Source organism: Arsenophonus sp. aPb, from assembly GCF_029873475.1.
In the GTDB taxonomy this organism is placed as follows: domain Bacteria; phylum Pseudomonadota; class Gammaproteobacteria; order Enterobacterales; family Enterobacteriaceae; genus Arsenophonus.
The window spans coordinates 924,775-949,773 of the sequence record NZ_CP123499.1 but is presented as its reverse complement, the minus strand read 5'-3'; the positions used below and the strand labels follow the sequence as shown (position 1 = coordinate 949,773).

At 40.7% G+C, this 24,999-nt stretch carries 16 protein-coding genes, 2 tRNA genes and 3 rRNA genes; 6 read left to right on the top strand and 15 right to left on the bottom strand.

The annotated features are described in order from the left end of the window. Window positions 1–227: 227 nt before the first annotated feature. Together QE177_RS04015 and pssA are read left to right on the top strand one after the other, a co-directional pair. A complete protein-coding gene (locus QE177_RS04015) occupies window positions 228–2,861 on the top strand; it encodes a bifunctional acetate--CoA ligase family protein/GNAT family N-acetyltransferase (RefSeq protein WP_280551430.1) in 2,634 nt (877 codons plus the stop codon). A 189-nt stretch (window positions 2,862–3,050) separates the two neighbouring features. Further along, window positions 3,051–4,406, top strand: a complete 1,356-nt coding sequence (gene pssA, locus QE177_RS04010; protein ID WP_280551429.1) for a CDP-diacylglycerol--serine O-phosphatidyltransferase — start codon at window positions 3,051–3,053, stop codon at window positions 4,404–4,406. A 120-nt stretch (window positions 4,407–4,526) separates the two neighbouring features. Here the strand turns inward: pssA and rrf are convergent. The 8 genes from rrf to rluD form a co-directional block, all read right to left on the bottom strand. Further along, window positions 4,527–4,642: ribosomal RNA gene (gene rrf, locus QE177_RS04005) — 5S ribosomal RNA — on the bottom strand. Window positions 4,643–4,823: 181 nt separating this feature from the next. Next, window positions 4,824–7,927, bottom strand: a 23S ribosomal RNA gene (locus tag QE177_RS04000). Between the two features lie 341 nt (window positions 7,928–8,268). Further along, window positions 8,269–8,344 (bottom strand) — tRNA-Ala (locus QE177_RS03995). A gap of 67 nt (window positions 8,345–8,411) precedes the next feature. Continuing rightward, window positions 8,412–8,488: transfer RNA gene (locus QE177_RS03990), tRNA-Ile, on the bottom strand. A gap of 66 nt (window positions 8,489–8,554) precedes the next feature. Beyond that, window positions 8,555–10,096 (bottom strand): 16S ribosomal RNA (locus tag QE177_RS03985). The 16S, 23S and 5S rRNA genes sit together here with 2 tRNA genes alongside, the layout of an rRNA operon. A gap of 456 nt (window positions 10,097–10,552) precedes the next feature. Beyond that, window positions 10,553–13,126 carry an ATP-dependent chaperone ClpB gene (gene clpB, locus QE177_RS03980; protein WP_280551428.1) on the bottom strand — a complete coding sequence of 858 codons (2,574 nt, stop codon included), beginning with the start codon at window positions 13,124–13,126 and terminating at the stop codon, window positions 10,553–10,555. Window positions 13,127–13,252: 126 nt separating this feature from the next. Beyond that, the gene (gene yfiH, locus QE177_RS03975; RefSeq protein WP_280551427.1) at window positions 13,253–13,987 is read right to left on the bottom strand and encodes a purine nucleoside phosphorylase YfiH; all 735 of its coding nucleotides are present in this window, start codon (window positions 13,985–13,987) and stop codon (window positions 13,253–13,255) included. Beyond that, window positions 13,987–14,964, bottom strand: coding sequence for a 23S rRNA pseudouridine(1911/1915/1917) synthase RluD (rluD, locus tag QE177_RS03970; protein ID WP_280551426.1), 978 nt, complete (start codon window positions 14,962–14,964; stop codon window positions 13,987–13,989). Before rluD ends, yfiH begins: the two co-directional genes overlap by 1 nt. Before the next feature lie 133 nt (window positions 14,965–15,097). On the opposite strand from rluD, the gene bamD reads away from it, so the two are divergent. The 3 genes from bamD (at window position 15,098) to pheA (ending at window position 17,879) form a co-directional block, all read left to right on the top strand. Further along, on the top strand, window positions 15,098–15,829 hold the full coding sequence (gene bamD, locus QE177_RS03965; protein WP_280552209.1) for an outer membrane protein assembly factor BamD: 732 nt from the start codon (window positions 15,098–15,100) through the stop codon (window positions 15,827–15,829). 310 nt (window positions 15,830–16,139) lie between these two features. Next, window positions 16,140–16,472 carry a ribosome-associated translation inhibitor RaiA gene (gene raiA / locus QE177_RS03960; RefSeq protein ID WP_280551425.1) on the top strand — a complete coding sequence of 111 codons (333 nt, stop codon included), beginning with the start codon at window positions 16,140–16,142 and terminating at the stop codon, window positions 16,470–16,472. Between the two features lie 243 nt (window positions 16,473–16,715). Further along, entirely contained in the window at window positions 16,716–17,879 is a 1,164-nt protein-coding gene (pheA, locus tag QE177_RS03955; protein WP_280551424.1) for a bifunctional chorismate mutase/prephenate dehydratase, read from the top strand. 48 nt (window positions 17,880–17,927) lie between these two features. On the opposite strand, the gene tyrA is transcribed toward pheA, so the two are convergent. The 7 genes from tyrA to ffh form a co-directional block, all read right to left on the bottom strand. Further along, window positions 17,928–19,049, bottom strand: coding sequence for a bifunctional chorismate mutase/prephenate dehydrogenase (gene tyrA, locus QE177_RS03950; RefSeq protein ID WP_280551423.1), 1,122 nt, complete (start codon window positions 19,047–19,049; stop codon window positions 17,928–17,930). A 14-nt stretch (window positions 19,050–19,063) separates the two neighbouring features. Then, window positions 19,064–20,158: a 3-deoxy-7-phosphoheptulonate synthase gene (locus QE177_RS03945; protein WP_280551422.1), complete on the bottom strand. Its 1,095-nt coding sequence runs from the start codon at window positions 20,156–20,158 to the stop codon at window positions 19,064–19,066. 341 nt (window positions 20,159–20,499) lie between these two features. Next, window positions 20,500–20,853, bottom strand: a complete 354-nt coding sequence (gene rplS / locus QE177_RS03940; RefSeq protein ID WP_026822674.1) for a 50S ribosomal protein L19 — start codon at window positions 20,851–20,853, stop codon at window positions 20,500–20,502. Window positions 20,854–20,909: 56 nt separating this feature from the next. After that, window positions 20,910–21,665: a tRNA (guanosine(37)-N1)-methyltransferase TrmD gene (trmD, locus tag QE177_RS03935; RefSeq protein WP_280552208.1), complete on the bottom strand. Its 756-nt coding sequence runs from the start codon at window positions 21,663–21,665 to the stop codon at window positions 20,910–20,912. Between the two features lie 34 nt (window positions 21,666–21,699). Further along, window positions 21,700–22,248: a ribosome maturation factor RimM gene (rimM, locus tag QE177_RS03930; RefSeq protein WP_280551421.1), complete on the bottom strand. Its 549-nt coding sequence runs from the start codon at window positions 22,246–22,248 to the stop codon at window positions 21,700–21,702. Window positions 22,249–22,266: 18 nt separating this feature from the next. Further along, window positions 22,267–22,515 (bottom strand): 30S ribosomal protein S16, encoded by a 249-nt coding sequence (gene rpsP / locus QE177_RS03925; protein ID WP_280551420.1) that lies wholly within the window; start codon window positions 22,513–22,515, stop codon window positions 22,267–22,269. 139 nt (window positions 22,516–22,654) lie between these two features. Next, window positions 22,655–24,016: a signal recognition particle protein gene (gene ffh / locus QE177_RS03920; RefSeq protein WP_280551419.1), complete on the bottom strand. Its 1,362-nt coding sequence runs from the start codon at window positions 24,014–24,016 to the stop codon at window positions 22,655–22,657. 180 nt (window positions 24,017–24,196) lie between these two features. Between ffh and QE177_RS03915 the strand changes: the two genes are divergently transcribed. Continuing rightward, on the top strand, window positions 24,197–24,985 hold the full coding sequence (locus tag QE177_RS03915) for an inner membrane protein YpjD (protein ID WP_280551418.1): 789 nt from the start codon (window positions 24,197–24,199) through the stop codon (window positions 24,983–24,985). Window positions 24,986–24,999: the final 14 nt, after the last annotated feature.

Genomic DNA, 24,999 nt, shown 5'->3' with positions numbered 1-24,999 from the left:
CACCACTTAATCTTTATCGTGTAAATGTGTGTGATGTTAAAATAACACCATTCAAGAATGAAAAAATATTCATAAGAAACTAATAATTATAAAATTATCACTTCATGATTTATTTTTTATAAATAGTATCTAACCAACAAACTTTGTTCTCTGGCGGCAAAAATCACAGAAAAATGCGAAAATATCAGCTACATTGATAGACAATACCCATGACAAGGTAAATATCTATGAGCCAGCGTGGACTCGACGCATTATTGCGACCTAAATCCATTGCAGTTATTGGTGCCTCAGAAAAACCAGAACGAGCAGGATCCGTGATTATAAAGAATCTACTTTCTAGTGGTTTTACAGGCCCGATCCTGCCGGTTACACCAAATAAAAATGCGGTAATGGGAATACTCACCTATCCTACAATTGATAAATTACCATTCTCACCAGATTTAGCGGTTATCTGCACAAATGCAGATAGAAATTTAACTTGTCTAAAACAACTGGGCAAAATGGGTTGTAAAGCAGCCATTATCCTATCATCGCCTCCTTCTCAGTTTGTAAAACTGAAAGCATTAACACAACGATACAATATAAGATTATTGGGGCCCAATAGTTTGGGGATCCTAGCACCCTGGCAACAATTAAATGCTAGCTTTTCACCAATTCCAATCTTAAAAGGCAAACTAGCTTTTATTTCTCAATCTGCTGCAGTTTCTAATATTATTCTGGACTGGGCACAACAGCGTAAAATTGGCTTTTCTTACTTTATTGCATTGGGAAATAGTTTGGATATTGATATCGATGATCTACTTGATTTTCTTGCTAGAGATAATAAAACCAGCGCCATATTACTCTATATAGAACATATTCAGCAGGCGCGGAGATTCCTTTCAGCTGCTCGCAGTGCATCACGTAATAAACCTATTCTAGTTGTTAAAAGTGGACGTACTCAACAAGCACAATATTTACTAGGAGAAGTACAAAGCTTTGATGCTGCTTATGACGCAGCTATTCAACGAGCAGGATTACTTCGAGTGCAAGATACCCATGAAATGTTTTCCGCAGTTGAAACATTAAGTCACATGTCCCCTTTAAAGGGGGACAGACTCTCTATTATTAGTAATGGTAACGGGCCTGCCGCAATGGCCCTCGATGAGCTTTTTCGGCGCAAAGGAAAGTTGGCAAAACTTAATACTAATACTCAACAAAAAATTCAAGCCATTTTTCCCAATCTTCACTCAAATCAAAATCCAATTAATATCGGTGATGATGCAACCATCGAATGTTACATTAAAATCCTTAATATTATGTTAGATAGCCAGGATCATGATGCTATATTACTTATTCATTCGCCTAGTACTATAGCCCCCAGTTTATTTACCGCGGAGAGGATCATTCAAACTATTCAATCACATCCCCGCGGTAAATGGTTAACTATATTAACTAACTGGTGTGGCGAATATTCATCCCAGGATGCACGTAAACGTTTTAGTGAAACGAGTATTCCAACATATCGAACTCCGGAAGGCGCCATTACTGCTTATATGCATATGGTTGAATATCGCCGTAACCAAAAACAATTGACTGAGACACCGGCATTACCTATTGGATTAACCGCTAACACTACAAAAGCCCATGCATTGATTGAAAAAGCATTAAAAAAAGGGGTAACCCAGCTTGATACTCACGAGGTGGAACCTATTTTACGCGCCTATGGCTTAAAAATATTACCCACATGGATAGCTCATAATAGTGATCAGGCAATCGCTATTGCTGAAAAAATTGGCTATCCGGTTGCTTTAAAATTACGCTCAGCAGATATTCCTCACAAATCTGATATTCAAGGCGTTATGCTTTATTTACGCAATGCCAAAGAAGTGGCAGATGCTAGCCAGGGAATTTTTGATCGTGCCGCTCAACACTTTCCTAACGCCATAATTCAAGGTTTATTAGTACAAAGTATGGCAAATAAAGCAGGTTCTCTCGAGTTAAAAATAGCAATTGAACAAGATCCCATTTTTGGTCCTTTGATCTTATTAGGTGATGGTGATATTGAATGGCAGCCAGAAACCCATGCTGCGGTGGCGCTCCCCCCTCTTAACATGACATTAGCCAGATATTTAGTTATTCAAGCAATTAAAAATCAAAAGATAAAATCAACAAATTCATCCCATCAACTAAATATTGATGGTCTTTGCCAATTACTGGTCCGCGTTTCAAATTTACTGATAGATTGCCCGCAAATTGTCCGACTAAATATTCACCCACTTTTAGCATTTGAGGAGGAATTCACTTTACTGGATGTTACAATGGAACTCTGCCCTATTGTTGGTGATCCTAAAGCAAGACTAGCTATTAGACCTTATCCTAATGAATTAGAAGAAATTATTTCTCTTAAAAATGGAATAAAGTGTCTACTTAGGCCTATCCTACCCGAAGACGAACATTTACTTAAAGATTTTATTACTCAGGTAACAAAAGAAGATCTTTATTATCGTTATTTTAGTGAAATCAGCGAATTTACCCATGATGACTTAGCAAATATGACACAAATCGATTATGACCGAGAAATGGCTTTTATTGCTATTAAAAAAAATTCCGAGATCATTGGAGTAGTTCGCGTGGTAGAGGATCCTGACAATCAGCAAGCAGAATTTGCCGTTTTAGTACGTTCTGATATGAAAGGTAATACACTTGGCTATCAGTTAATGGATAAAATTATTAGATATAGCCGTAGCCGTGGTACTCAGCGACTTACTGCAATTACCATGCCTGAAAATAAAAAAATGCTACAACTGGCACAAAAATTAGGTTTTAATCTCGATCCTCAATTTGAAGATAGCATTGTCAACCTAGATCTAGCACTTTGAGGAAAATAATCTTATAACTAAATAGATCTAATAATGTAATAAATAATGACTGAATAATCGGTCAACATAGCTGGGATTAATAGATACAAAAAATTAAACTAATGGTATCATGGATTACTAATTTTCAATTAACCTAAACCAAAGTATATAATCTACTCCCTTAATAAAAAAGAGAAAATTTACACTGTGATGTTGTCCAAATTAAAAAAAGCAAAGCATCAACTATATCTTGAGCAATTAGCAAAATTACCTCAGTCTGCAACTGGTGTTGTCACCCTTTACCAAACAGAAAGTTTCCGTAAAGCGCTGTTAGACAAAATTGCCAGCGCTCAACGGTATATTTATATAACTGCACTTTATTTCGAACATGATGATGCAGGACAAGACATACTAAATGCGCTTTATCAAGCAAAAATGGCACGACCAGAATTAGATATCAAAATAATGGTTGACTGGCATCGCGCCCAACGTGGTCGCATTGGTGCAGATGCCAACGCAACTAATGCCGATTGGTATTATCAAATGATGATGGCCCACCCAGGACTGAATATTGCTATTTTTGGTATCCCTGTTAATACACGGGAAGCACTAGGCGTTTTACATCTAAAAGGCTTCATCTTCGATGATACCATTATTTATAGTGGTGCCAGTATTAATGATGTCTATCTGCAACAACATCAACGTTATCGCTACGATCGTTATCATATATTAGATAATGCCCAATTAGCAGCGACAATGAAAAGTTTTATCGACCAAAGCTTGCTATCTTCACCCGCCATACAGCGTCTAGATCAAGCACATCGCCCACGAAATACTCAAATTAAAAGTTTGATTAAACAATTTCGTCATAGTTTAAAAAGTTGTCACTACCAGTTGCATAATAATGCCACAAATGAAGAGTTAGCAGTAACTCCATTAATTGGTTTAGGCAAAAAAAATGAATTAAATAAAGTTATTATGCATTTAATGAATAGTACAGAAAAGAAAATGACTATCTGTACCCCCTATTTTAATTTGCCCACTATTTTAACGCGTATAATTAGTAAATTATTGCGTGACGGCAAACACATTGAAATTATTATTGGCGATAAAACTGCTAATGACTTTTATATTCCACCAGAAAAACCTTTCAAAATTATCAGTGCATTACCTTATTTATATGAAATTAACCTACGTCGATTTATCTGTCGATTACAACACTTTGTAGATAGCCAACAATTAACCATCAGATTATGGAAAGATGGTGACAATAGCTATCACTTAAAAGGAATTTGGATAGATAATAATTGGCAATTACTTACTGGCAATAATCTCAATCCTCGGGCATGGGGGCTCGATTTGGAAAATGCAATTTTAATTCATGATCCGCAAAAAGTTCTGCTACAGCAAAAAAACAAAGAATTAAAATGTATAACCACAAATACTCATATCGTGAAGCATTACCAAGAGCTTGAAAATATCCAACGTTATCCAGTAAAAATTAAAAAACTTATTCGACGTTTACGCAGGATCCGCGTGGATAGGTTAATACGTCGCATTCTCTAATAGGCTAGCTCAATTTTCTACTGCTAAAATAATTAGATTTTTATATCAAAAATCAAAAAAGTTATCAGTAGATAAAACGTCAAAAAGCCATCCTTAGGTGGCTTTTTTAACATAATTAAAGTCTGGCAGCTCCCTACTCTCACATGGGGAGACCCCACACTACCATCGGCGCTACGGCATTTCACTTCTGAGTTCGGCATGGGGTCAGGTGGGACCACCGCGCTATTGCCGCCAGACAAATTCTTTTTTCGCTATCCTGTTTCATTACGCTGCTATCTCGGCCAGCCTTTCGCCTCATTCACATACCTCAGTATGCACCTAGCGCCAGCTCACTGCCATTCACGTAAATTCCTACAGGAGTCAATCTCCGAACAAGCTAAAATTTCTTCTCTCTTCTCAAAACACCTTCGGTGTTGTCAGGTTAAGCCTCTCGGGTCATTAGTACTGGTTAGCTCAACGTATCGCTACGCTTACACACCCAGCCTATCTACGTCCTCGTCTCGAACACCCCTTATAGGACATTGCTGTCAGGGAAGACTCATCTTGAGGCAAGTTTCCCGCTTAGATGCTTTCAGCGGTTATCTCTTCCGCACTTAGCTACCAGGCTATGCCATTGGCATGACAACCTGTACACCAGTGGTGCGTCCACTCCGGTCCTCTCGTACTAGGAGCAGCCCCCCTCAATCTTCCTTCGCCCACGACAGATAGGGACCGAACTGTCTCACGACGTTCTAAACCCAGCTCGCGTACCACTTTAAATGGCGAACAGCCATACCCTTGGGACCTACTTCAGCCCCAGGATGTGATGAGCCGACATCGAGGTGCCAAACACCGCCGTCGATATGAACTCTTGGGCGGTATCAGCCTGTTATCCCCGGAGTACCTTTTATCCGTTGAGCGATGGCCCTTCCATTCAGAACCACCGGATCACTAAGACCTACTTTCGTACCTGCTCGCGCCGTCACGCTCGCAGTCAAGCTGGCTTATGCCTTTGCACTAACCTCACGATGTCCGACCGTGATTAGCCAACCTTCGTGCTCCTCCGTTACGCTTTGGGAGGAGACCGCCCCAGTCAAACTACCCACCAGACACTGTCCTCAGCCCGGATTACGGGCCTAAGTTAGAACATCAAACATTAAAGGGTGGTATTTCAACGTTGGCTCCATGCGAACTGGCGTCCACACTTCAAAGCCTCCCACCTATCCTACACATCAAGGCTCAATGTTCAGTGTCAAGCTATAGTAAAGGTTCACGGGGTCTTTCCGTCTTGCCGCGGGTACACTGCATCTTCACAGCGAGTTCAATTTCACTGAGTCTCGGGTGGAGACAGCCTGGCCATCATTACGCCATTCGTGCAGGTCGGAACTTACCCGACAAGGAATTTCGCTACCTTAGGACCGTTATAGTTACGGCCGCCGTTTACTGGGGCTTCGATCAAGAGCTTCGCCTTACGGCTTACCCCATCAATTAACCTTCCAGCACCGGGCAGGCGTCACACCGTATACGTCCACTTTCGTGTTTGCACAGTGCTGTGTTTTTAATAAACAGTTGCAGCCAGCTGGTATCTGCGACTGGCTTCAGCTCCATGGGCGAACCACTTCACCTAACGCCAGCGTGCCTTCTCCCGAAGTTACGGCACCATTTTGCCTAGTTCCTTCACCCGAGTTCTCTCAAGCGCCTGAGTATTCTCTACCTAACCACCTGTGTCCGGTTTGGGGTACGATTAACGGTTACCTATCGCTTAGAGGCTTTTCCTGGAAGCTTGGCATCAACTACTTCACCACCTTGGTGGCTCGTCATCACGCCTCAGTGTTATAGCCATGCGGATTTGCCTGCACGACCCACCTACACGCTTAAACCGGGACAACCGTCGCCCGGATAGCCTAGCCTTCTCCGTCCCCCCTTCGCAGTAACCCTTAGTACGGGAATATTAACCCGTTTCCCATCGACTACGCTTTTCAGCCTCGCCTTAGGGGTCGACTTACCCTGCCCCGATTAACGTTGGACAGGAACCCTTGGTCTTTCGGCGAGCGGGTTTTTCACCCGCTTTATCGTTACTTATGTCAGCATTCGCACTTCTGATACCTCCAGCAGACCTCTCAGTCCACCTTCGACGGCTTACAGAACGCTCCCCTACCCAACAACATTGCTGTTGCTGCCGCAGCTTCGGTGCATGGTTTAGCCCCGTTACATCTTCCGCGCAGGCCGACTCGACCAGTGAGCTATTACGCTTTCTTTAAATGATGGCTGCTTCTAAGCCAACATCCTGGCTGTCTAAGCCTTCCCACTTCGTTTCCCACTTAACCATGACTTTGGGACCTTAGCTGGCGGTCTGGGTTGTTTCCCTCTTCACGACGGACGTTAGCACCCGCCGTGTGTCTCCCGTGATAACATTCTTCGGTATTCGTAGTTTGCATCGGGTTGGTAAGTCGGGATGACCCCCTAGCCGAAACAGTGCTCTACCCCCGAAGATGAATTCACGAGGCGCTACCTAAATAGCTTTCGGGGAGAACCAGCTATCTCCCGGTTTGATTGGCCTTTCACCCCCAGCCACAAGTCATCCGCTAATTTTTCAACATTAGTCGGTTCGGTCCTCCAGTTAGTGTTACCCAACCTTCAACCTGCCCATGGCTAGATCACCGGGTTTCGGGTCTATACCCTGCAACTTAACGCCCAGTTAAGACTCGGTTTCCCTACGGCTCCCCTATGCGGTTAACCTTGCTACAGAATATAAGTCGCTGACCCATTATACAAAAGGTACGCAGTCACCCCACCCCAAAGTACTCCGTACTTTGCGGCGGTTGCCTTCGGCAACCCACCCCATCCCAGTCAATTGGCCTGATGCGTCTTAAATCAGATTTTACCTGATTCAATCTAAATCACGCGCCTTGATTCGTTGGGACTTACACTGCTTGATTGGATTGGTTGGGCGTCGCTACGCTCCGCCAACCGCCAAACAGCGTGCAGAAATACTTTGGTGGTGGGGCTCCACTGCTTGTACGTACACGGTTTCAGGTTCTTTTTCACTCCCTCGCCGGGGTTCTTTTCGCCTTTCCCTCACGGTACTGGTTCACTATCGGTCAGTCAGGAGTATTTAGCCTTGGAGGATGGTCCCCCATATTCAGACAGGATAACACGTGTCCCGCCCTACTCTTCGAGCTCACAATACTAACATCTTCGGATACGGGGCTATCACCCTTTATTGCTGGCCTTTCCAGACCCTTCTCCTGATACTAATATCGATGCTGACTCTGGGCTGCTCCCCGTTCGCTCGCCGCTACTAGGGGAATCTCGGTTGATTTCTTTTCCTCGGGGTACTGAGATGTTTCAGTTCCCCCGGTTCGCCTCGTTTGACTATGAATTCATCAAACGATAGTGCATTAATGCACTGGGTTTCCCCATTCGGACATCGCCGGCTATTACGCTTCATATCAGCTTACCGACGCTTTTCGCAGATTAGCACGTCCTTCATCGCCTCTGACTGCCTAGGCATCCACCGTGTACGCTTCGTTCGCTTAACCTCACAACCCGAAGATGTCTTTATTTCACTATCATTCTGATAGGTTATGGCTGCGCGTGCAGCAATTCTTTGTTGGGCAGTGCTCGCAATGCTCACGTACTTTGTACGCTGCGCTTGCTGCGCGCTGGCCGCCTCGAATTCCTGACTGCTCGCTCATAATGCCTGCCTTCCTGACAGCGAATACACTTCACGTTGGAGTTTGAGAGTTCTCCACATTATTTTTCTCAATAATGTGTGTTTCAATTTTCAGCTTGTTCCAGATTGTTAAAGAGCATTATTATTCGCAGCATACTGTTGCCAGCCTGCTCTGAATAACTTTTTATCTAGTTTTATCTTGCAATATGGTGGAGCTAAGCGGGATCGAACCGCTGACCTCCTGCGTGCAAAGCAGGCGCTCTCCCAGCTGAGCTATAGCCCCATTAAGATTCTTGTATCATTACTCCTTCCCGCTAACTTCGCCTTTAGGCAATATCTGCCAGCAATCTTGGTAGGCCTGAGTGGACTTGAACCACCGACCTCACCCTTATCAGGGGTGCGCTCTAACCACCTGAGCTACAAGCCTAATGATACCTTCTGCTCAATCTTCATCAGACAATCTGTGTGAACACTCACATTCCATCTATCTCGGTAAGGAGGTGATCCAACCGCAGGTTCCCCTACGGTTACCTTGTTACGACTTCACCCCAGTCATGAATCACAAAGTGGTAAGCGCCATCCCGAAGGTTAAGCTACCTACTTCTTTTGCAACCCACTCCCATGGTGTGACGGGCGGTGTGTACAAGGCCCGGGAACGTATTCACCGCGACATGCTGATCCGCGATTACTAGCGATTCCGACTTCATGGAGTCGAGTTGCAGACTCCAATCCGGACTTCGACGTACTTTCTGAGTTCCGCTTCCCCTCGCAGGCTCGCCTCTCTCTGTATACGCCATTGTAGCACGTGTGTAGCCCTACTCGTAAGGGCCATGATGACTTGACGTCATCCCCACCTTCCTCCGGTTTATCACCGGCAGTCTCCTTTGAGTTCCCGACATAACTCGATGGCAACAAAGGATAAGGGTTGCGCTCGTTGCGGGACTTAACCCAACATTTCACAACACGAGCTGACGACAGCCATGCAGCACCTGTCTCAGCGCTCCCGAAGGCACGCCTCTATCTCTAAAGGCTTCGCTGGATGTCAAGAGTAGGTAAGGTTCTTCGCGTTGCATCGAATTAAACCACATGCTCCACCGCTTGTGCGGCCCCCGTCAATTCATTTGAGTTTTAACCTTGCGGCCGTACTCCCCAGGCGGTCGATTTAACGCGTTAGCTCCGGAGGCCACAGTTCATGACCACAACCTCCAAATCGACATCGTTTACAGCGTGGACTACCAGGGTATCTAATCCTGTTTGCTCCCCACGCTTTCGCACATGAGCGTCAGTCTTTGTCCAGGGGGCCGCCTTCGCCACCGGTATTCCTCCACATCTCTACGCATTTCACCGCTACACATGGAATTCTACCCCCCTCTACAAGACTCTAGCTAACCAGTCTTGAATGCCATTCCCAGGTTAAGCCCGGGGATTTCACATCCAACTTAATTAACCGCCTGCGTGCCCTTTACGCCCAGTAATTCCGATTAACGCTCGCACCCTCCGTATTACCGCGGCTGCTGGCACGGAGTTAGCCGGTGCTTCTTCTGTCGCTAACGTCAATTGCTAAGAATATTAATCTTAACACCTTCCTCACGACTGAAAGTACTTTACAACCCGAAGGCCTTCTTCATACACGCGGCATGGCTGCATCAGGCTTGCGCCCATTGTGCAATATTCCCCACTGCTGCCTCCCGTAGGAGTCTGGGCCGTGTCTCAGTCCCAGTGTGGCTGATCATCCTCTCAGACCAGCTAGAGATCGTCGCCTAGGTGAGCCTTTACCCCACCTACTAGCTAATCTCATATGGGTTCATCCGAAGGTGTGAGGCCAGAAGGTCCCCCACTTTGCTCCTTAGAGATTATGCGGTATTAGCCACCGTTTCCAGTGGTTATCCCCCGCCTTCGGCCAGATCCCCATACCTTACTCACCCGTCCGCCGCTCGCCGGCAAGAAAGCAAGCTTTCTCCCGCTGCCGCTCGACTTGCATGTGTTAGGCCTGCCGCCAGCGTTCAATCTGAGCCATGATCAAACTCTTCAATTAAAAGTTTGATGCTCAAAGAATTTCTGACTGCTATTCGTTATGAATTAACTGTTTCGTCACTCTTCAAGACTTAATCTTCAAATAGTTTTGATGATGTCTTGCGAGTGCCCACACAGATTGTCTGATTAATTGTTAAAGAGCGTGCGACCGGAGTCGCGAGGTGGCATATATTACGCTTTTCACCTTAAATTAACGTTACACTTTTATTCACCCGTTGATGAATAAGTCGCGATAACAGGAAGGGCATTATAGGGGGTTTTCTGAAACTAACAACTATTATTTGCATTTTTTCTGTTTAAGTGCTCATTTATTGTGCTAACCGTAAATTGATAGCAACGATGTTAGTTGTTAATCACTTAAGCTAATAACGATCTTTAATCAAAGTTATTGAATTACTATAATACATTGAAGAGGCAAATATTGCCTCTTCAAATAGGATTAACAATTTAATTTTATTTATTGCTTAGCAACAATAACACCTTTTTTAATATCTAAAGTTACTTGTTTGCCAGGCACTAACTTACCTGATAGCATCTGTTCAGCCAATGGATTTTCTATCTCTTGTTGGATCGCACGTTTCAAAGGACGTGCACCAAATACCGGATCAAAGCCCGCTTCACCCAATTTTTCTAACGCTGCTGGCGTTATTTTTACTTTATAGCCTTGCTCTTCCATACGCTTATATAAACGAGATAGTTGGATCTGCGCAATGTCTGTAATTTGCTCTTTATTAAGTGGATGGAATACCACAACTTCATCAATACGGTTAATAAATTCAGGTCGGAAACTACGGCTAACAACTTCCATGACAATCTCTTTCATTTCGTTGTAGCCCAGACTACCAAAACGCTCTTGGATCAAATCCGAGCCTAAGTTTGATGTCATAATAACAACTGTATTACGAAAATCGACAGTTCTTCCCTGCCCATCAGTCAAGCGCCCATCATCCAAAACTTGTAATAAAATATTGAAAACATCGGGATGCGCTTTTTCAATTTCATCAAGCAAAATAACTGAATAAGGGCGGCGTCGGATTGCCTCGGTTAAATAACCACCTTCTTCATATCCTACATAACCAGGAGGTGCACCAACTAGTCTGGAAACAGTATGTTTTTCCATAAATTCAGACATATCAATGCGCACCATCGCATCATCACTATCAAATAAAAAATTTGCCAGTGCCTTACATAGCTCAGTTTTACCCACACCGGTAGGACCTAAAAATAAGAATGAGCCAATAGGTCGATTTGGATCTGATAAACCAGCACGGCTACGGCGAATGGCATTAGATACTGCGTCAACAGCTTCATTCTGGCCAATGACACGCTTATGCAGATCCTGTTCCATATGAAGTAACTTTTCACGTTCACTTTCTAACATTCTGGAAACAGGAATGCCTGTCCAGCGTGCTAATATTTCAGCAATTTCAGCATCAGTCACTTTATTACGCAACAACTTCATGGTTTTACTTTCGGCTTTGGTAGCAGCTGCAAGTTGTTTTTCTAATTCAGGAATTTTACCATATTGCAATTCTGACATTTTAGCTAAATCACCACTGCGCCGAGCCTGTTCCAAACTTATACGTGCATTTTCTAATTCTGCTTTTATATGCTGTGTCCCGGTAAGCTCTGCTTTTTCTGCTTTCCATTCTTCTTCTAGCTCTGAATATTCCCGTTCTTTTTCTGTTAGCTCTTCTTCTAACATTTTAAGCCGCTTTTTACTGGCTTCATCAGATTCTTTTTTCAGTGCTTGTTGTTCAAGTTTTAATTGAATAACCCGGCGTTCTAAGCGATCAAGGGCTTCCGGTTTAGAGTCCATCTGCATGCGTAAACTGGCACCTGCTTCATCAATTAAATCTATGGCTTTATCAGGTAGCATACGATCAGAAATATAACGATTTGATAAACTGGCAGCAGCAACAATGGCAGGATCAGTTATCTGTACATGATGATGCAGTTCATAACGTTCTTTTAGTCCCCTTAATATTGCTATGGTGTCCTCAACAGTAGGTTCAGCAACATAAACTTTTTGGAAACGACGCTCTAATGCCGCATCCTTTTCAATATACTGACGATATTCATCAAGTGTAGTTGCCCCGACACAATGTAATTCTCCTCGTGCTAGTGCTGGTTTTAACATATTACCGGCGTCCATCGCACCTTCAGCTTTACCTGCACCAACCATAGTATGCAATTCATCGATAAACAGAATCACATTTCCTTCTTGCTTGGCCAGATCATTTAAAACTGCCTTTAAGCGCTCTTCAAATTCACCGCGATATTTTGCGCCAGCCAGCAAAGCCCCCATATCTAAGGAGAGAACACGTTTATTTTTCAGCCCTTCGGGGACTTCACCATTAACAATTCGTTGAGCGAGACCTTCGACAATCGCGGTTTTACCAACTCCTGGTTCACCAATTAAAACCGGATTATTTTTTGTTCGGCGCTGGAGAACTTGTATTGTGCGGCGGATCTCTTCATCGCGTCCAATAACAGGATCGAGTTTGCCTTGTTCGGCTCTTTCTGTTAAATCAATTGTGTATTTTTTAAGTGCTTGACGCTGCTCTTCAGCACTTTGATCATTAACATTTTCACCACCACGCATTTGTTCTATCGCCTTTTCTATATTTGCTTTATTAGCTCCCATCGTTTTAAGCGTATCTGCCAGGGAGGTTTTGGCATCAAAAATTGCCAGAAGAAATAACTCTGAGGAAATAAACGTATCACCGCGCTGTTGTGCCAACTTATCACACAAATTTAAGTGCCGAATAAGATCATTTGAGGGTTGGATATCACCAGCCGTGCCATGCACTTGCGGTAAGGTATTGAGAATATCGTTTAATTTGTTACTTAGCTGACTGACATTAACCCCTATCGATGTCAATAAAGGACGTAAAGTACCGCCTTCTTGATCTAACAAGGCAACGAGTAAATGTACTGGTTCAATAAATTGATTATCTTGTCCAATTGCTAAAGATTGAGCATCAGCTAGTGCTTGTTGGAATTTGTTGGTAAGACGATCCAAACGCATAATACCTCCAAAATACAATTGCAATCATTTATGCAGATTAAATGAGGTTTTATTTCACATTATTCAAGTTACTTACGATAAAAATCAACTATTGATATAAAAATAATAACTAATATTGTTAAAGATTTATTTTAACCAGATTAATGATGCCATTCGTCCCGTTACGCCATCACGACGATAAGAAAAAAAACGCGTTGGCTCACTCATGGTACAATAGGTTCCACCATATATATGCTGGACGCCCATTGCGTTCAATTTTAAACGCGCTAGCAAGTAGAGATCAGCAAGATACTTACCCTGTTCAAAAGCTTTAAAGCCTTGCGCTAATTCTGCACTATGTTCAATAAAAGCACTTCTCACTTCACTACCTACTTCAAATTTTTCCGCGCCAATTGCCGGCCCTAGCCAGGCCATAATAGAGTAAACCGGTGATTTAAATTGTTTTATCGCTTTTTCCAAAATCCCATCACACAAACCTCGCCAACCAGCATGTACGGCAGCAATTTCTGTGCCTTGTTCGTTACAGAGTAAAACAGGCAAACAGTCTGCTGTCATCACGACACACACCTGTCCTAGTTCACAACTGTAGGCGGCATCCGCTTGCAGATTACCCTTTTTTTGCTTAGCCAAATCGATAATACGCGTGCCATGTACCTGATTAAGCCAGCTAGGCTGGGTGGGTAGTTGTGCAATTTTCATTAAGCTATTGCGATTTTGTTTCACTAATCGCGCTTGATCACCGACATGTAACCCTAGATTAAAACTGTCATAAGGTGGCAAACTGTCGCCACCAATACGCGTTGTGCTACAAGCCATGACTGTTTCAGGTTGCGGCCAGTTCGGATATATTAAGCTATCCATTACCAATCCATCTCATCTCTGTGCATCATTGCATCGGCTTTGAGTATATTAATTAGTATAACCATATCTGCAGGAATATCTGCGTGCCACTCCATTTCAATACCCGTTAGAGGGTGATATAAACGTAACATTGTGGCATGGAGCGCCTGACGATTAAAATTGCTCATAATTTGACGAAACTCTTCTGAGACACCTTTTAAGGGGCGTGGCCGACCACCATATACCGGATCGCCAACTAAAGGATGATTAATATGCGCCATGTGAACGCGGATTTGATGCGTTCTACCTGATTCTAAGCGCAATCTGAGCCTAGTATGGGCGCGAAAATGCTCCATTACCCGATAATGAGTAATAGCGGGTTTGCCCATCGGGTGGATAGCCATATGTGTTCGCTTAGTTGAGTGACGAGCAATCGGCTCATCTACCGTTCCTCCTGCCGTCATACGACCATTTACTACCGCTTCATATTCACGGGTAATTTCTCTTCGCTGCAAAGCTTCTACCAAATGAGTCTGAGCAGGTATCGTTTTTGCAATAACCATTAACCCGGTAGTATCTTTATCAAGCCGATGAACGATCCCTGCTCGTGGAACATTAATAATCTCAGGATAACGATATAACAGTGCATTTAGTACCGTTCCATCTGGATTGCCAGCACCGGGATGGACCACTAAATCACGAGGTTTATTTATGACAAGAATTTCGTCATCTTCATAAACAATATTTAGTGGAATATTTTGTGGCTGCCAACGCATATCTTCTTCAATCAGTACATCAATAGCAATTTGTTCACTGCCAAATACTTTTTCTTTCGGTCTATTTATAATTTTGCCATTTACCAGCACTCTATTATCTAAAATCCACTCTTTTATTCGTGAGCGAGAATAATCAGGAAATAATTCAGCTAATGCTTGGTCTAAACGTTGGCCAAGTTGCGATTCTAGAATTTGTGCCTGAAGTTGTAATTGTTGAGCCATAAAATTATCTACAGTAAAGTTTACATTTTGACGGCAGTGCCGTTTTAATTAAAATATGTGCTATTGTAACTCATATTTCGTTAGGGGGCTTTATGGAGATCGCCCAAAAACATTCAGAGGAAACAACCACGTGATTATACGTATAAAATATCTGCTGGCAGCAGCCACACTGAGTTTACTTGTTACCGGATGCTCCAGCAATAAGGATGCTGTACCAGAAAGCTCTCCCACTGATATCTATACCAGCAGTCAAGAGAAACTACAAAGCGGTAATTATAAAGGGGCTATCAAGTTATTAGAAATTCTCGATAATCGTTATCCATTTGGCCCTTATGCCCAACAAGCTCAATTGGATATGATTTATGCTTATTATAAATCAGCTGAGCTACCATTAGCGATAGCAACTATTGACCGATTTATTCGCCTTAATCCAACACATCCTAATATTGACTATGTTTTGTATATGCGTGGTCTTACAGCACAAGCGTTAGACGATAGTGCACTACAAGATTTTTTTGGTATTGATCGTTCAGATCGCGATCCTCAACATGCGCTCGTAGCCTTTAGAGACTTTAGCCAGCTGGTTCGTTTTTATCCAAATAGTATTTATGCAACAGATGCTAGCAAACGTTTAGCGTTTCTAAAAGAACGTTTAGCAAAATATGAGCTGGCTATTATTAAATATTATAATAAACGTGGTGCGTATGTTGCTGTTATTAATCGCTCTGAACAAATGCTAAAAAATTATCCAGATACCCAGTCAACACGCAATGCACTAAAATATATGGAGATAGCCTATAATAAGTTAGGCTTAATCCAGGAAAAAAATAAAGTTGCAGCGTTAATCGCAGCTAACCCCGCCTAACGGCTAAATAATCACTAAAATTTATTGATTAAAAAACAGCAAAGCTATTTTGCTGTTTTTTAATATTAATCATTAAAAAATAATTTTAGCTAGATACTAATTTTTTAAACTGATAAAAATAGATCAATCCATCAATAATGCAAAAAACGAGTTTCTTATGCAAGTAACAAGCATTTTTTTTGATAATACATCCACACTCCCATCATTACTTTAGCAAGAGAGCAAATAAAACCGATCAAGATCACGTTTTTTCTATTAATTATCGCTATCCTGAAAATATCTATAACTCAATGACAAGTGAGGTAGCGATATGATAGTAAGTATAACAAGTAAGTGCATAGAAATTACACCTGCTATACGTCACCATATTGAAGAACGTTTGAATAAACTTAGCAAATGGCGAGTTTCTTTAATTAATCCTCACATTGTGCTGTCAAAAGAGCCTCAAGAGTTTATTGTTGATGCCAATATTCATACACCAAATGGAAAATTATTTGCTAGTGCAAAACATAGTAATTTTTATATTGCAACCAATGAATTAATAAATAAACTAGAAAAACAACTTAATAAGCGTCAACATAAAAATGAGGCCAGACGTGCTCATCCAACTGCAAAAGAGATAGATCTAGCCATTCAGCCATAAGTATGTGCCATTTTACTTTTCTATAAGCGTACTTATAGAAGTGCGCTTTTTATTATTTTATTTGTTTTGCTTAACATAAAAATAAGCTTCATAATTCAAGTTGATTAAATACATTATTAATAATCTAGCTTAATCCTTAAACTTACTGAGTTTTTTGTTAGCTTCTTGATAATTATGATAAAGGCGTTTTTATTCTCATTCATTACACAATAATAAAAAAATAAAACAGCAGAGAAAATAATTATGGACAGTATATCCAATCTATTAAACATGCAGAAAAAAATAAATCAACTTGATAATTTGTTATTAAATTTACTGGCTGAACGACATGATTTAGCGACTCATATCGCTCAGACTAAATTAAAACTGCAGCAGCCTATTGATGATATAAACCATGAACAGCAATTACTAAATAGATTAATAGCTGAAGGGAAGAAGCAAGGCTTAGATAGCTTTTATATTACTCGCCTTTTTCAAATCATCAACCAAGATTGTGTGTTAACTCAGCAAGCTGTTTTTCAGCAACATTTAAATCCAGTAGTAAATGGTTCTGCCCGAATTGCTTTTTTAGGACCCAATGGATCCTATTCTCATCTTGCAGCACGCCAATATTCAGCGAGAAATTTTAGCCATTCTATCGAATGTAGCTGTAATAAATTCCAAGATATCTTTGCTTTAGTTGAAACAAAACAAGCTGATTATGGTATTTTACCTTTAGAAAATTCCAGCTCAGGGGCAATTAATGACGTTTACGATTTGCTACAAAACACCCAACTTGCGATCGTGGGTGAAATGCGATTACCCATCAATCACTGCCTACTAGCGATAACTCAGGTGCCATTGAAAAACATCGAAACGGTATATAGCCATCCACAACCATTTCAACAATGCAATCAATTTCTACAACAATATCCCAATTGGAAAATTAAATATTGCGATAGTAGCTCTAGTGCCATGCAAAAAGTGGTTAAAATCAATTCAGCTAAAGTAGCCGCATTGGGTAGCGAAATGGGCGGCTCATTATATGGCTTGACCATTCTTGAACAAAATATTGCTAATCAACCCGATAATATGACACGTTTTATTGTTATCGCCCGTAATGCTGTACAAGTTTCAGCGCAAATTCCGGCTAAAACAACATTGTTAATCGCGACCAGTCAACATGCTGGTGCTTTAGTCGATGCATTATTAGTACTTAAAGAGCATAATATTGTTATGAGTAAATTAGAATCCCGTCCAATTAAAAATAAACCATGGGAAGAGATGTTTTATATTGATGTACAGGCAAACTTACGCTCATTAGATATGCAACATGCATTAGAAAAATTAACTGCAATGACGCGCTCAATAAAAATTTTAGGCTGCTACCCAGCTGATAATTTAGTACCTAGCGGTGTTGCTAACTAAAAAACCGGTTGTATAACCGGTTTTTCAAAAAGTATTAGTAACAGTAAATTAACGACTAATATCATTAGCTTGTTGTAATAATGCATTGCTTTCTTGCATTAACCGTTTAGCATCCTGACCAAACCATTGACTAATTCTCTCAAATTGAGAAATAAACTTGTTCTTATCTTGATCTTTAAGCAATGCCACCGAATGACCAAAACTTTGATAATATTTAACAATCAAATCAATGTTTTCATCGGATGCCATAATAATATCTGCATAAAGTTGTGGATCTTGAGCAAACAGACGTCCAACCATTGCTAACTCTAATCGATATATAGGCGATGAAAGAGTTAATAATTGTTGGAGATCGACTTTTTGTTCAGATAAATATTGTCCATAAGCAAAAGTAGTAAAATGGCGAAGCGCCTGAATAAATGCCATACATTTATCATGCTCTGTAGCATTAATTTTATGTAATCTGGCTCCCCAAACCGTCAATTGTTCTAATAGCCATTGGTATGCTTGTGGATTTCTTCCTTCACAATAAATAATTACCTGTTTAGCAATGCTATTGATATCTGAGCCGAACATGGGATGTAAACCAATAACAGGCCCATTATGTACTGATAACATAGCTTCAAGCGGTTGCTGCTTAATAGAAGAGATATCCATCAATAATGTATCTTCAGACAACTTTGGCAATCTATGGATAACTTCTACCGTTGAATGGATAGGGACACTAATCATGACTACGGCAGCATTAGCCAATAATTTATCTGCTGTATTCCAATCTTCTTCGTTCAAACTATAAACTTCATAGCCTGAGAGGGTAAATAATTGACTAAATAATTTTCCCATCCGACCTTCGCCACCCACAATGATAATAGGTCCTAGATCAGCATTTAGTTTTTTATAACCTTGATTATTTTCATGCTGGTAAGATTCACGCATAATGCGGCGTAAAATATCTTCAATCAGATCAGGAGCAATACCTATTTTTTCCGCTTCTTTGCGACGCGCTTCTAACATTGAAGCCTCGCGCTCTGGGACATAGATAGGTAACCCTTGTTGGCTTTTTACTTCACCAACTGCCGACACTAATTGCATTCTTTTTGCTAGTAATGCGAGTAATGATTTATCGATTTCGTCAATCTGTTGACGTAATTGTAATAATTCTGCTGACATCAATTTACCTTGTATTAGCTTGCTTTTTCTAGGGTCTTAATACGCTCTTTAAGTACCGAGTGAATTTTAGTATGTAATTTTCTTAATACTGCGTCTGTTGTGTCCCAACTAATACAAGCATCAGTGACAGAAACGCCATATTTCATTTTAGAACGTAATTGTTCTGAAGATTGACTTCCTTCATTAATATGGCTTTCAAGCATCATACCTGTAATTGACCGATTACCATGAGTTATTTGCTCTACAATCGATTCCACCACTAACGGTTGACGACGAAAATCTTTTCTCGAATTACCATGGCTACAATCAATCATTAAAGAGGGTAATAAATTAGTATTGCGCATCTGTATTTCACAATTTGCAATATCTTGCGCACTATAATTTGGCTTTTCCCCTCCCCTTAAAATGATATGACCATCAGGGTTACCTTGCGTTTGTAATAAACAAACTTGACCTGATTGATTAATACCCATAAAGCGATGTGGCATCGCTGCTGCTCTCATTGCATTAATTGCTGTAACTAAATTACCATCAGTACCATTTTTAAAACCCACTGGCATAGAGAGTCCAGAAGCCATTTCACGATGTGTTTGTGATTCAGTCGTTCTAGCACCTATAGCGGACCAACTAAATAAATCGCCTAAATATTGTGGAGTATTTGGATCAAGTGCTTCTGTCGCTAATGGCAATCCCATATCCACAAGCGATAACAATAACTTACGTGCAATATGCAGCCCTTTTTCCATATCAAAAGAACCATCCATCATCGGATCACTAATCAGACCTTTCCAGCCAGTGGTGGTACGAGGTTTTTCAAAATAAACCCGCATAACAATATATAAACTATCACCAAGTTCTATTGCTAACTGCTTTAAACGATGGGCATATTCCAGTGCTGCATCCACATCATGGATAGAGCAGGGACCACAAATAACTAATAACCGTGGGTCACGATGCTGAATAATATCAGCAATAATTCGGCGAGAATGGGTAATTATTTGCTGATTCTTGTGATCCAATGGATAATATTTTTTAAGCTCTTTCGGTGTAATTAAAATCTGTTCATCAGAAATATTAACATTATTAAGCTCATCTTTTTGCATGATCATTATCTTTACCTGTTTAACTTTTTATCCTGCATTGCATTACACCGATTTGAGGTTCAGCTATACGATAACATGAACTGTAAATATTACAATCCATTGGCGACAACACATAGTAACATTTGCTTTACTAATAAAATAAAAATGGAACAAAAATATATAATCAAATGAAAATAAACAAAAAAATTCTATTCTATAATTAAGAAAAATATTTTTATGTTTATAAAAAATTACACAAAAGATTTAATAAAATAATGACTGATAATGCAAAAAGCTGAAAAAAGATAATAAAAAAAGCTCGCAGTTTTGCGAGCTTTAAAGATTGTTAGGATGTAGCGAAAAGCGAATTATTTAGTATTCAAGCGCTCTTTAATACGAGCGGCTTTACCAGAACGCTCTCGCAGGTAATACAATTTAGCTCTGCGAACAGCACCACAACGTTTAACTGTGATACTATCTATAACTGGTGAATGTGTCTGGAATACCCGCTCAACACCTTCACCATTAGAAATTTTACGAACAGTAAATGCTGAATGCAAACCGCGGTTACGAATCGCGATAACCACGCCCTCGAATGCCTGCAAACGTCTTTTAGAACCTTCAACCACCCATACCTTAACTTCTACGGTATCTCCTGGACGAAATGAAGGAATATTTTGCTTCATTTGCTCTTGTTCAAGCTGTTTAATAATGTTGCTCATAATTACTCTCTTACCCTAGGTAAACTGATATGTACAAGACAGTGTGATACAATGTCTCAATTAATACGTTGCTGTTCTTCATATTCCTGTTGAAATTCTGCCAACAACATTCTCTGCTCGTCAGTCAGAGCTAGGCTTGTTAGAAGTTCAGGTCTTCTAAGCCAAGTTCGGCCTAGTGACTGTTTTCTTCTCCAACGCTCTATTTCAGCATGGTTGCCCGACAATAAGACACTCGGAACTTCCATACCTTCTAACACCTCAGGACGGGTATAGTGAGGACAATCAAGTAACCCAGTCATGAAAGAGTCCTCTTCCGCTGATGCATGATGACCTAATACACCAGGAATAAACCGGGAAATTGAATCGATCATTACCATTGCTGGTAATTCTCCTCCACTAAGAACATAATCACCAATTGACCATTCTTCATCAATTTCGGTTTCAATGATCCGTTCATCAATACCTTCATATCGACCACAAACTAAAATAAGCTTTTTATTTGCCGTCAATTGGCAAACACCTTGCTGATTAAGTTTGCGCCCCTGTGGTGAAAGATAAATTACTTTAACATCTTCACCGATCTCAGATTTTGCTGCATGGATGGCATCTCTAAGAGGCTGCACCATCATCAACATACCTGGACCGCCGCCATAAGGGCGATCATCTACAGTGCGGTGCCTGTCGTGAGTATAATCTCGCGGATCCCAACACTGTATATTCAATAGGCCATTTTTAACTGCGCGACCTATCACCCCATACTCGGTTATTGCGCGAAACATTTCTGGAAACAGGCTAATAATCCCAATCCACATCTTGCGTTCCACTCATTCAACCTACAACTGGCGTTTAAAAACCAGGATCCCAATCTACTTCAATTGTCTTAGTAGTAAGATCAACGTTTTTGATCACCTGCTCATCAAGAAACGGTATCAACCGTTCTTTAATACCGAATGCATCTTTCAGATTTGCTTTAATTACCAGCACATCATTTGAGCCTGTTTCCATTAAATCCTGAACATAACCCAAACTATAACCTTTAGTAGTTATGACTTGGCAACCAATCAGATCTTTCCAATAATACTCATTACCTTCAAGTACAGGTAGTTGTGCTGAATCAACGATAATTTCGCAATTAGTCATTGAGTTAGCAGCATTTCTATCATCAATATGCTTTATTTTGATGATAATATCTTGGTTATGATGCTTCCAACCTTCTAATTCCAGTTGTTGCCACTGACCAGAACGTTGAATAAACCAAGGCTGATACTCAAAAATATCTTCGGTATATTCGGTGGATGAAAAAACTCTGAGCCAACCACGAATGCCATGGGCAGAGCCTAATTTTCCTAATACAATAGGATTAACAGGGATCTTAAGGCAAACCTCTTTGCTCATCACCACCACCGTAGTAAATTAAGCTGCTTTTTTTGCTTGTTTGATCAGTGTCGAAACACGATCAGAAACTGCTGCACCTAAACCAACCCAATGCTCTACACGATCTAAATCTAAACGCAATTCTTCCGCATTACCTGATGCGATAGGGTTAAAAAAACCGATACGCTCAATAAAGCGACCATCACGTGCATTACGGCTATCTGTGACAACTATTTGATAAAATGGACGCTTCTTTGCGCCACCACGAGCTAAACGAATTGTTACCATAACATCCTCATTAGTTAACAAAACAACCAGACTCTATCGAGGAATAGAGTCTGGTTGTCATATAAAAAGCCCCAAGATTCTACTCTTTTTAAGATAAAAAGCAATCAAAAGTACGAATTGTTTATTTAATGCTCAGTTGTTAACCGCCAGGGAAACCCGGTGGCATCATACCTTTCATCCCGCGCATCATCTTAGCTAATCCGCCTTTTTTCATTTTCTTCATCATGCGTTGCATATCATCAAACTGCTTCAGTAGCCGGTTAATATCCTGTACCTGTGTGCCAGAACCGGCTGCAATGCGTCTCTTGCGTGATCCTTTAATAATTTCTGGTTTTTGTCGTTCTTTAATGGTCATCGAACTAATAATCGCTTCCATTCTGACCAACACATTATCATCCATTTGTGACTTAACCGCATCAGGAACTTGGGATATACCTGGCATTTTACTTAGCATACTCGCCATACCGCCCATATTGCGCATCTGTTTAAGCTGCTCAAGAAAATCATTTAGATCAAAACTATTCCCTTTTTTAAGTTTATTAGCAAGCTTCTCCGCCTTTTCACGGTCAACTTTACTTTCTATCTCTTCAATCAGCGATAAAACATCTCCCATACCCAGGATACGAGAGGCAATCCTGTCAGGATAAAAAGGTTCTAAGCCATCAATTTTCTCCCCTATTCCCAAAAATTTAATGGGTTTACCGGTAATATGACGGATTGATAATGCGGCACCACCACGAGCATCACCATCAATTTTCGTTAATATGATACCGGTTAATGGCAAACTTTCATTAAAAGACTTAGCGGTATTAGCCGCATCTTGCCCGGTCATTGCATCAACAATAAATAGGGTTTCAATTGGATTAATGGCGCGATGGATCGCCTGAATTTCTTCCATCATGGCTTCATCAACATGTAGACGCCCAGCAGTATCGATGATTAGCACATCATAAAATTTTAATTTTGCATGTTGTAGCGCATTAGTCGCAATCTCAACAGGTTTCTCACTTGAGGTGGATGGAAAAAAATCAATTCCGACCGTTTGAGTGAGTGTTTCTAACTGCTTAATGGCAGCAGGACGATAAATATCAGCAGAAACGACTAAAACTTTTTTCTTCTGTTTTTCTTTTAATAATTTTCCTAATTTAGCCACAGTGGTGGTTTTACCCGCACCTTGCAAGCCCGCCATAAGAATAACGGCCGGCGGTTGTATGGCTAAATTTAAAGCGCTGTTCTCCTCACCCATCGCTTTAGTGAGCTCATTTTGCACAATTTTAACGAATTCTTGGCCTGGTGTTAGACTTTTATTGACATCTTGACCTACTGCACTTTCTTTTACCGATTGAATGAATTCGCGTACAACTGGCAAAGCAACATCAGCTTCTAATAGAGCCATGCGAACTTCACGTAATGTTTCTTTAATATTGTCTTCAGTCAATCTTCCACGGCCACTAATATTGCGCAATGTACGCGAAAGTCTGTCAGTTAAATTATCAAACATGTGCTTAACTCAATTCTGTTAAAGGGATCTGCTGTCAGTTAATTTTTTATTATAACACGATGATAATTCAATCTCTGCATCGAGTTTCATAAGAATAGTGATCAACAGTTGGAGGCAATGCTGGCAAACGCTATACTAACTTACTTACATTTAATAAATTAGCTAACAAATAAAAACATTATGTCAGTATTCGCTATTATAGCCATTAGTACCTATTTTTTGAGTGTGCTACTCATTATGCCAGGTTTAGCTGGTAAACAAAAAATTTACGCCAGGCTTACACTCGTATTAGCGGTTATTGCTCTGGTAAGTCATGGTATCGCATTAAAAACATTGATCTTTGTTAGCGAAGGTCAGAACTTAACCTTGTTAAATTTAGGCTCTACCGTCAGTTTGTTAATCAGTATTATTATGACCATTGTTGCCTTTAATGGCCGCGCCTGGTTCCTATTACCGATCGTTTATAGTTTGTCTATTATCAACTTACTATTAGCAACCATTATGCCTGGTGAGTTTATCACCCACCTAGAAGCAAGTGTGACAACTTTTATTCATATCGGGCTAGCATTATTAGGCTATGCAACCCTGATTATTGCCGCGTTATATGCACTACAATTAGCTTTATTAGATTATCAATTAAAAAATAAAAAATTAATATTTACACCGGATATACCACCATTAATGGTTATTGAGCGTAAAATGTTTCACATTATCCAAGTTGGGGTCATTTTACTAACCCTCACCCTCGGGACAGGAATGATTTTTATGGATAATGTTTTTAATAAAGAAAACATCCATAAAGCTATTTTATCCATTTGTGCTTGGGTAATTTACCTTATTTTGTTATGGGGTCACTTTCATCACGGATGGCGTGGTAGAAGGGTGATCGTTTTTAATCTGATTGGCGCATTCATTTTAACATTGGCTTTTTTTGGTAATCGATTGCTACTACATATAGTAACCATTTAATTTTTAGATTATTT

What these genes read in the sequence shown, in the direction of transcription:
- QE177_RS04015 (WP_280551430.1), top strand. Translation starts at nt 228, where the DNA reads ATGAGCCAGCGTGGACTCGACGCATTATTGCGACCTAAATCCATTGCA.
- pssA (WP_280551429.1), top strand. Translation starts at nt 3,051, where the DNA reads ATGTTGTCCAAATTAAAAAAAGCAAAGCATCAACTATATCTTGAGCAA.
- clpB (WP_280551428.1), bottom strand. Translation starts at nt 13,126, where the DNA reads ATGCGTTTGGATCGTCTTACCAACAAATTCCAACAAGCACTAGCTGAT.
- yfiH (WP_280551427.1), bottom strand. Translation starts at nt 13,987, where the DNA reads ATGGATAGCTTAATATATCCGAACTGGCCGCAACCTGAAACAGTCATG.
- rluD (WP_280551426.1), bottom strand. Translation starts at nt 14,964, where the DNA reads ATGGCTCAACAATTACAACTTCAGGCACAAATTCTAGAATCGCAACTT.
- raiA (WP_280551425.1), top strand. Translation starts at nt 16,140, where the DNA reads ATGATAGTAAGTATAACAAGTAAGTGCATAGAAATTACACCTGCTATA.
- pheA (WP_280551424.1), top strand. Translation starts at nt 16,716, where the DNA reads ATGGACAGTATATCCAATCTATTAAACATGCAGAAAAAAATAAATCAA.
- tyrA (WP_280551423.1), bottom strand. Translation starts at nt 19,049, where the DNA reads ATGTCAGCAGAATTATTACAATTACGTCAACAGATTGACGAAATCGAT.
- QE177_RS03945 (WP_280551422.1), bottom strand. Translation starts at nt 20,158, where the DNA reads ATGATCATGCAAAAAGATGAGCTTAATAATGTTAATATTTCTGATGAA.
- rplS (WP_026822674.1), bottom strand. Translation starts at nt 20,853, where the DNA reads ATGAGCAACATTATTAAACAGCTTGAACAAGAGCAAATGAAGCAAAAT.
- trmD (WP_280552208.1), bottom strand. Translation starts at nt 21,665, where the DNA reads ATGTGGATTGGGATTATTAGCCTGTTTCCAGAAATGTTTCGCGCAATA.
- rimM (WP_280551421.1), bottom strand. Translation starts at nt 22,248, where the DNA reads ATGAGCAAAGAGGTTTGCCTTAAGATCCCTGTTAATCCTATTGTATTA.
- rpsP (WP_280551420.1), bottom strand. Translation starts at nt 22,515, where the DNA reads ATGGTAACAATTCGTTTAGCTCGTGGTGGCGCAAAGAAGCGTCCATTT.
- ffh (WP_280551419.1), bottom strand. Translation starts at nt 24,016, where the DNA reads ATGTTTGATAATTTAACTGACAGACTTTCGCGTACATTGCGCAATATT.
- QE177_RS03915 (WP_280551418.1), top strand. Translation starts at nt 24,197, where the DNA reads ATGTCAGTATTCGCTATTATAGCCATTAGTACCTATTTTTTGAGTGTG.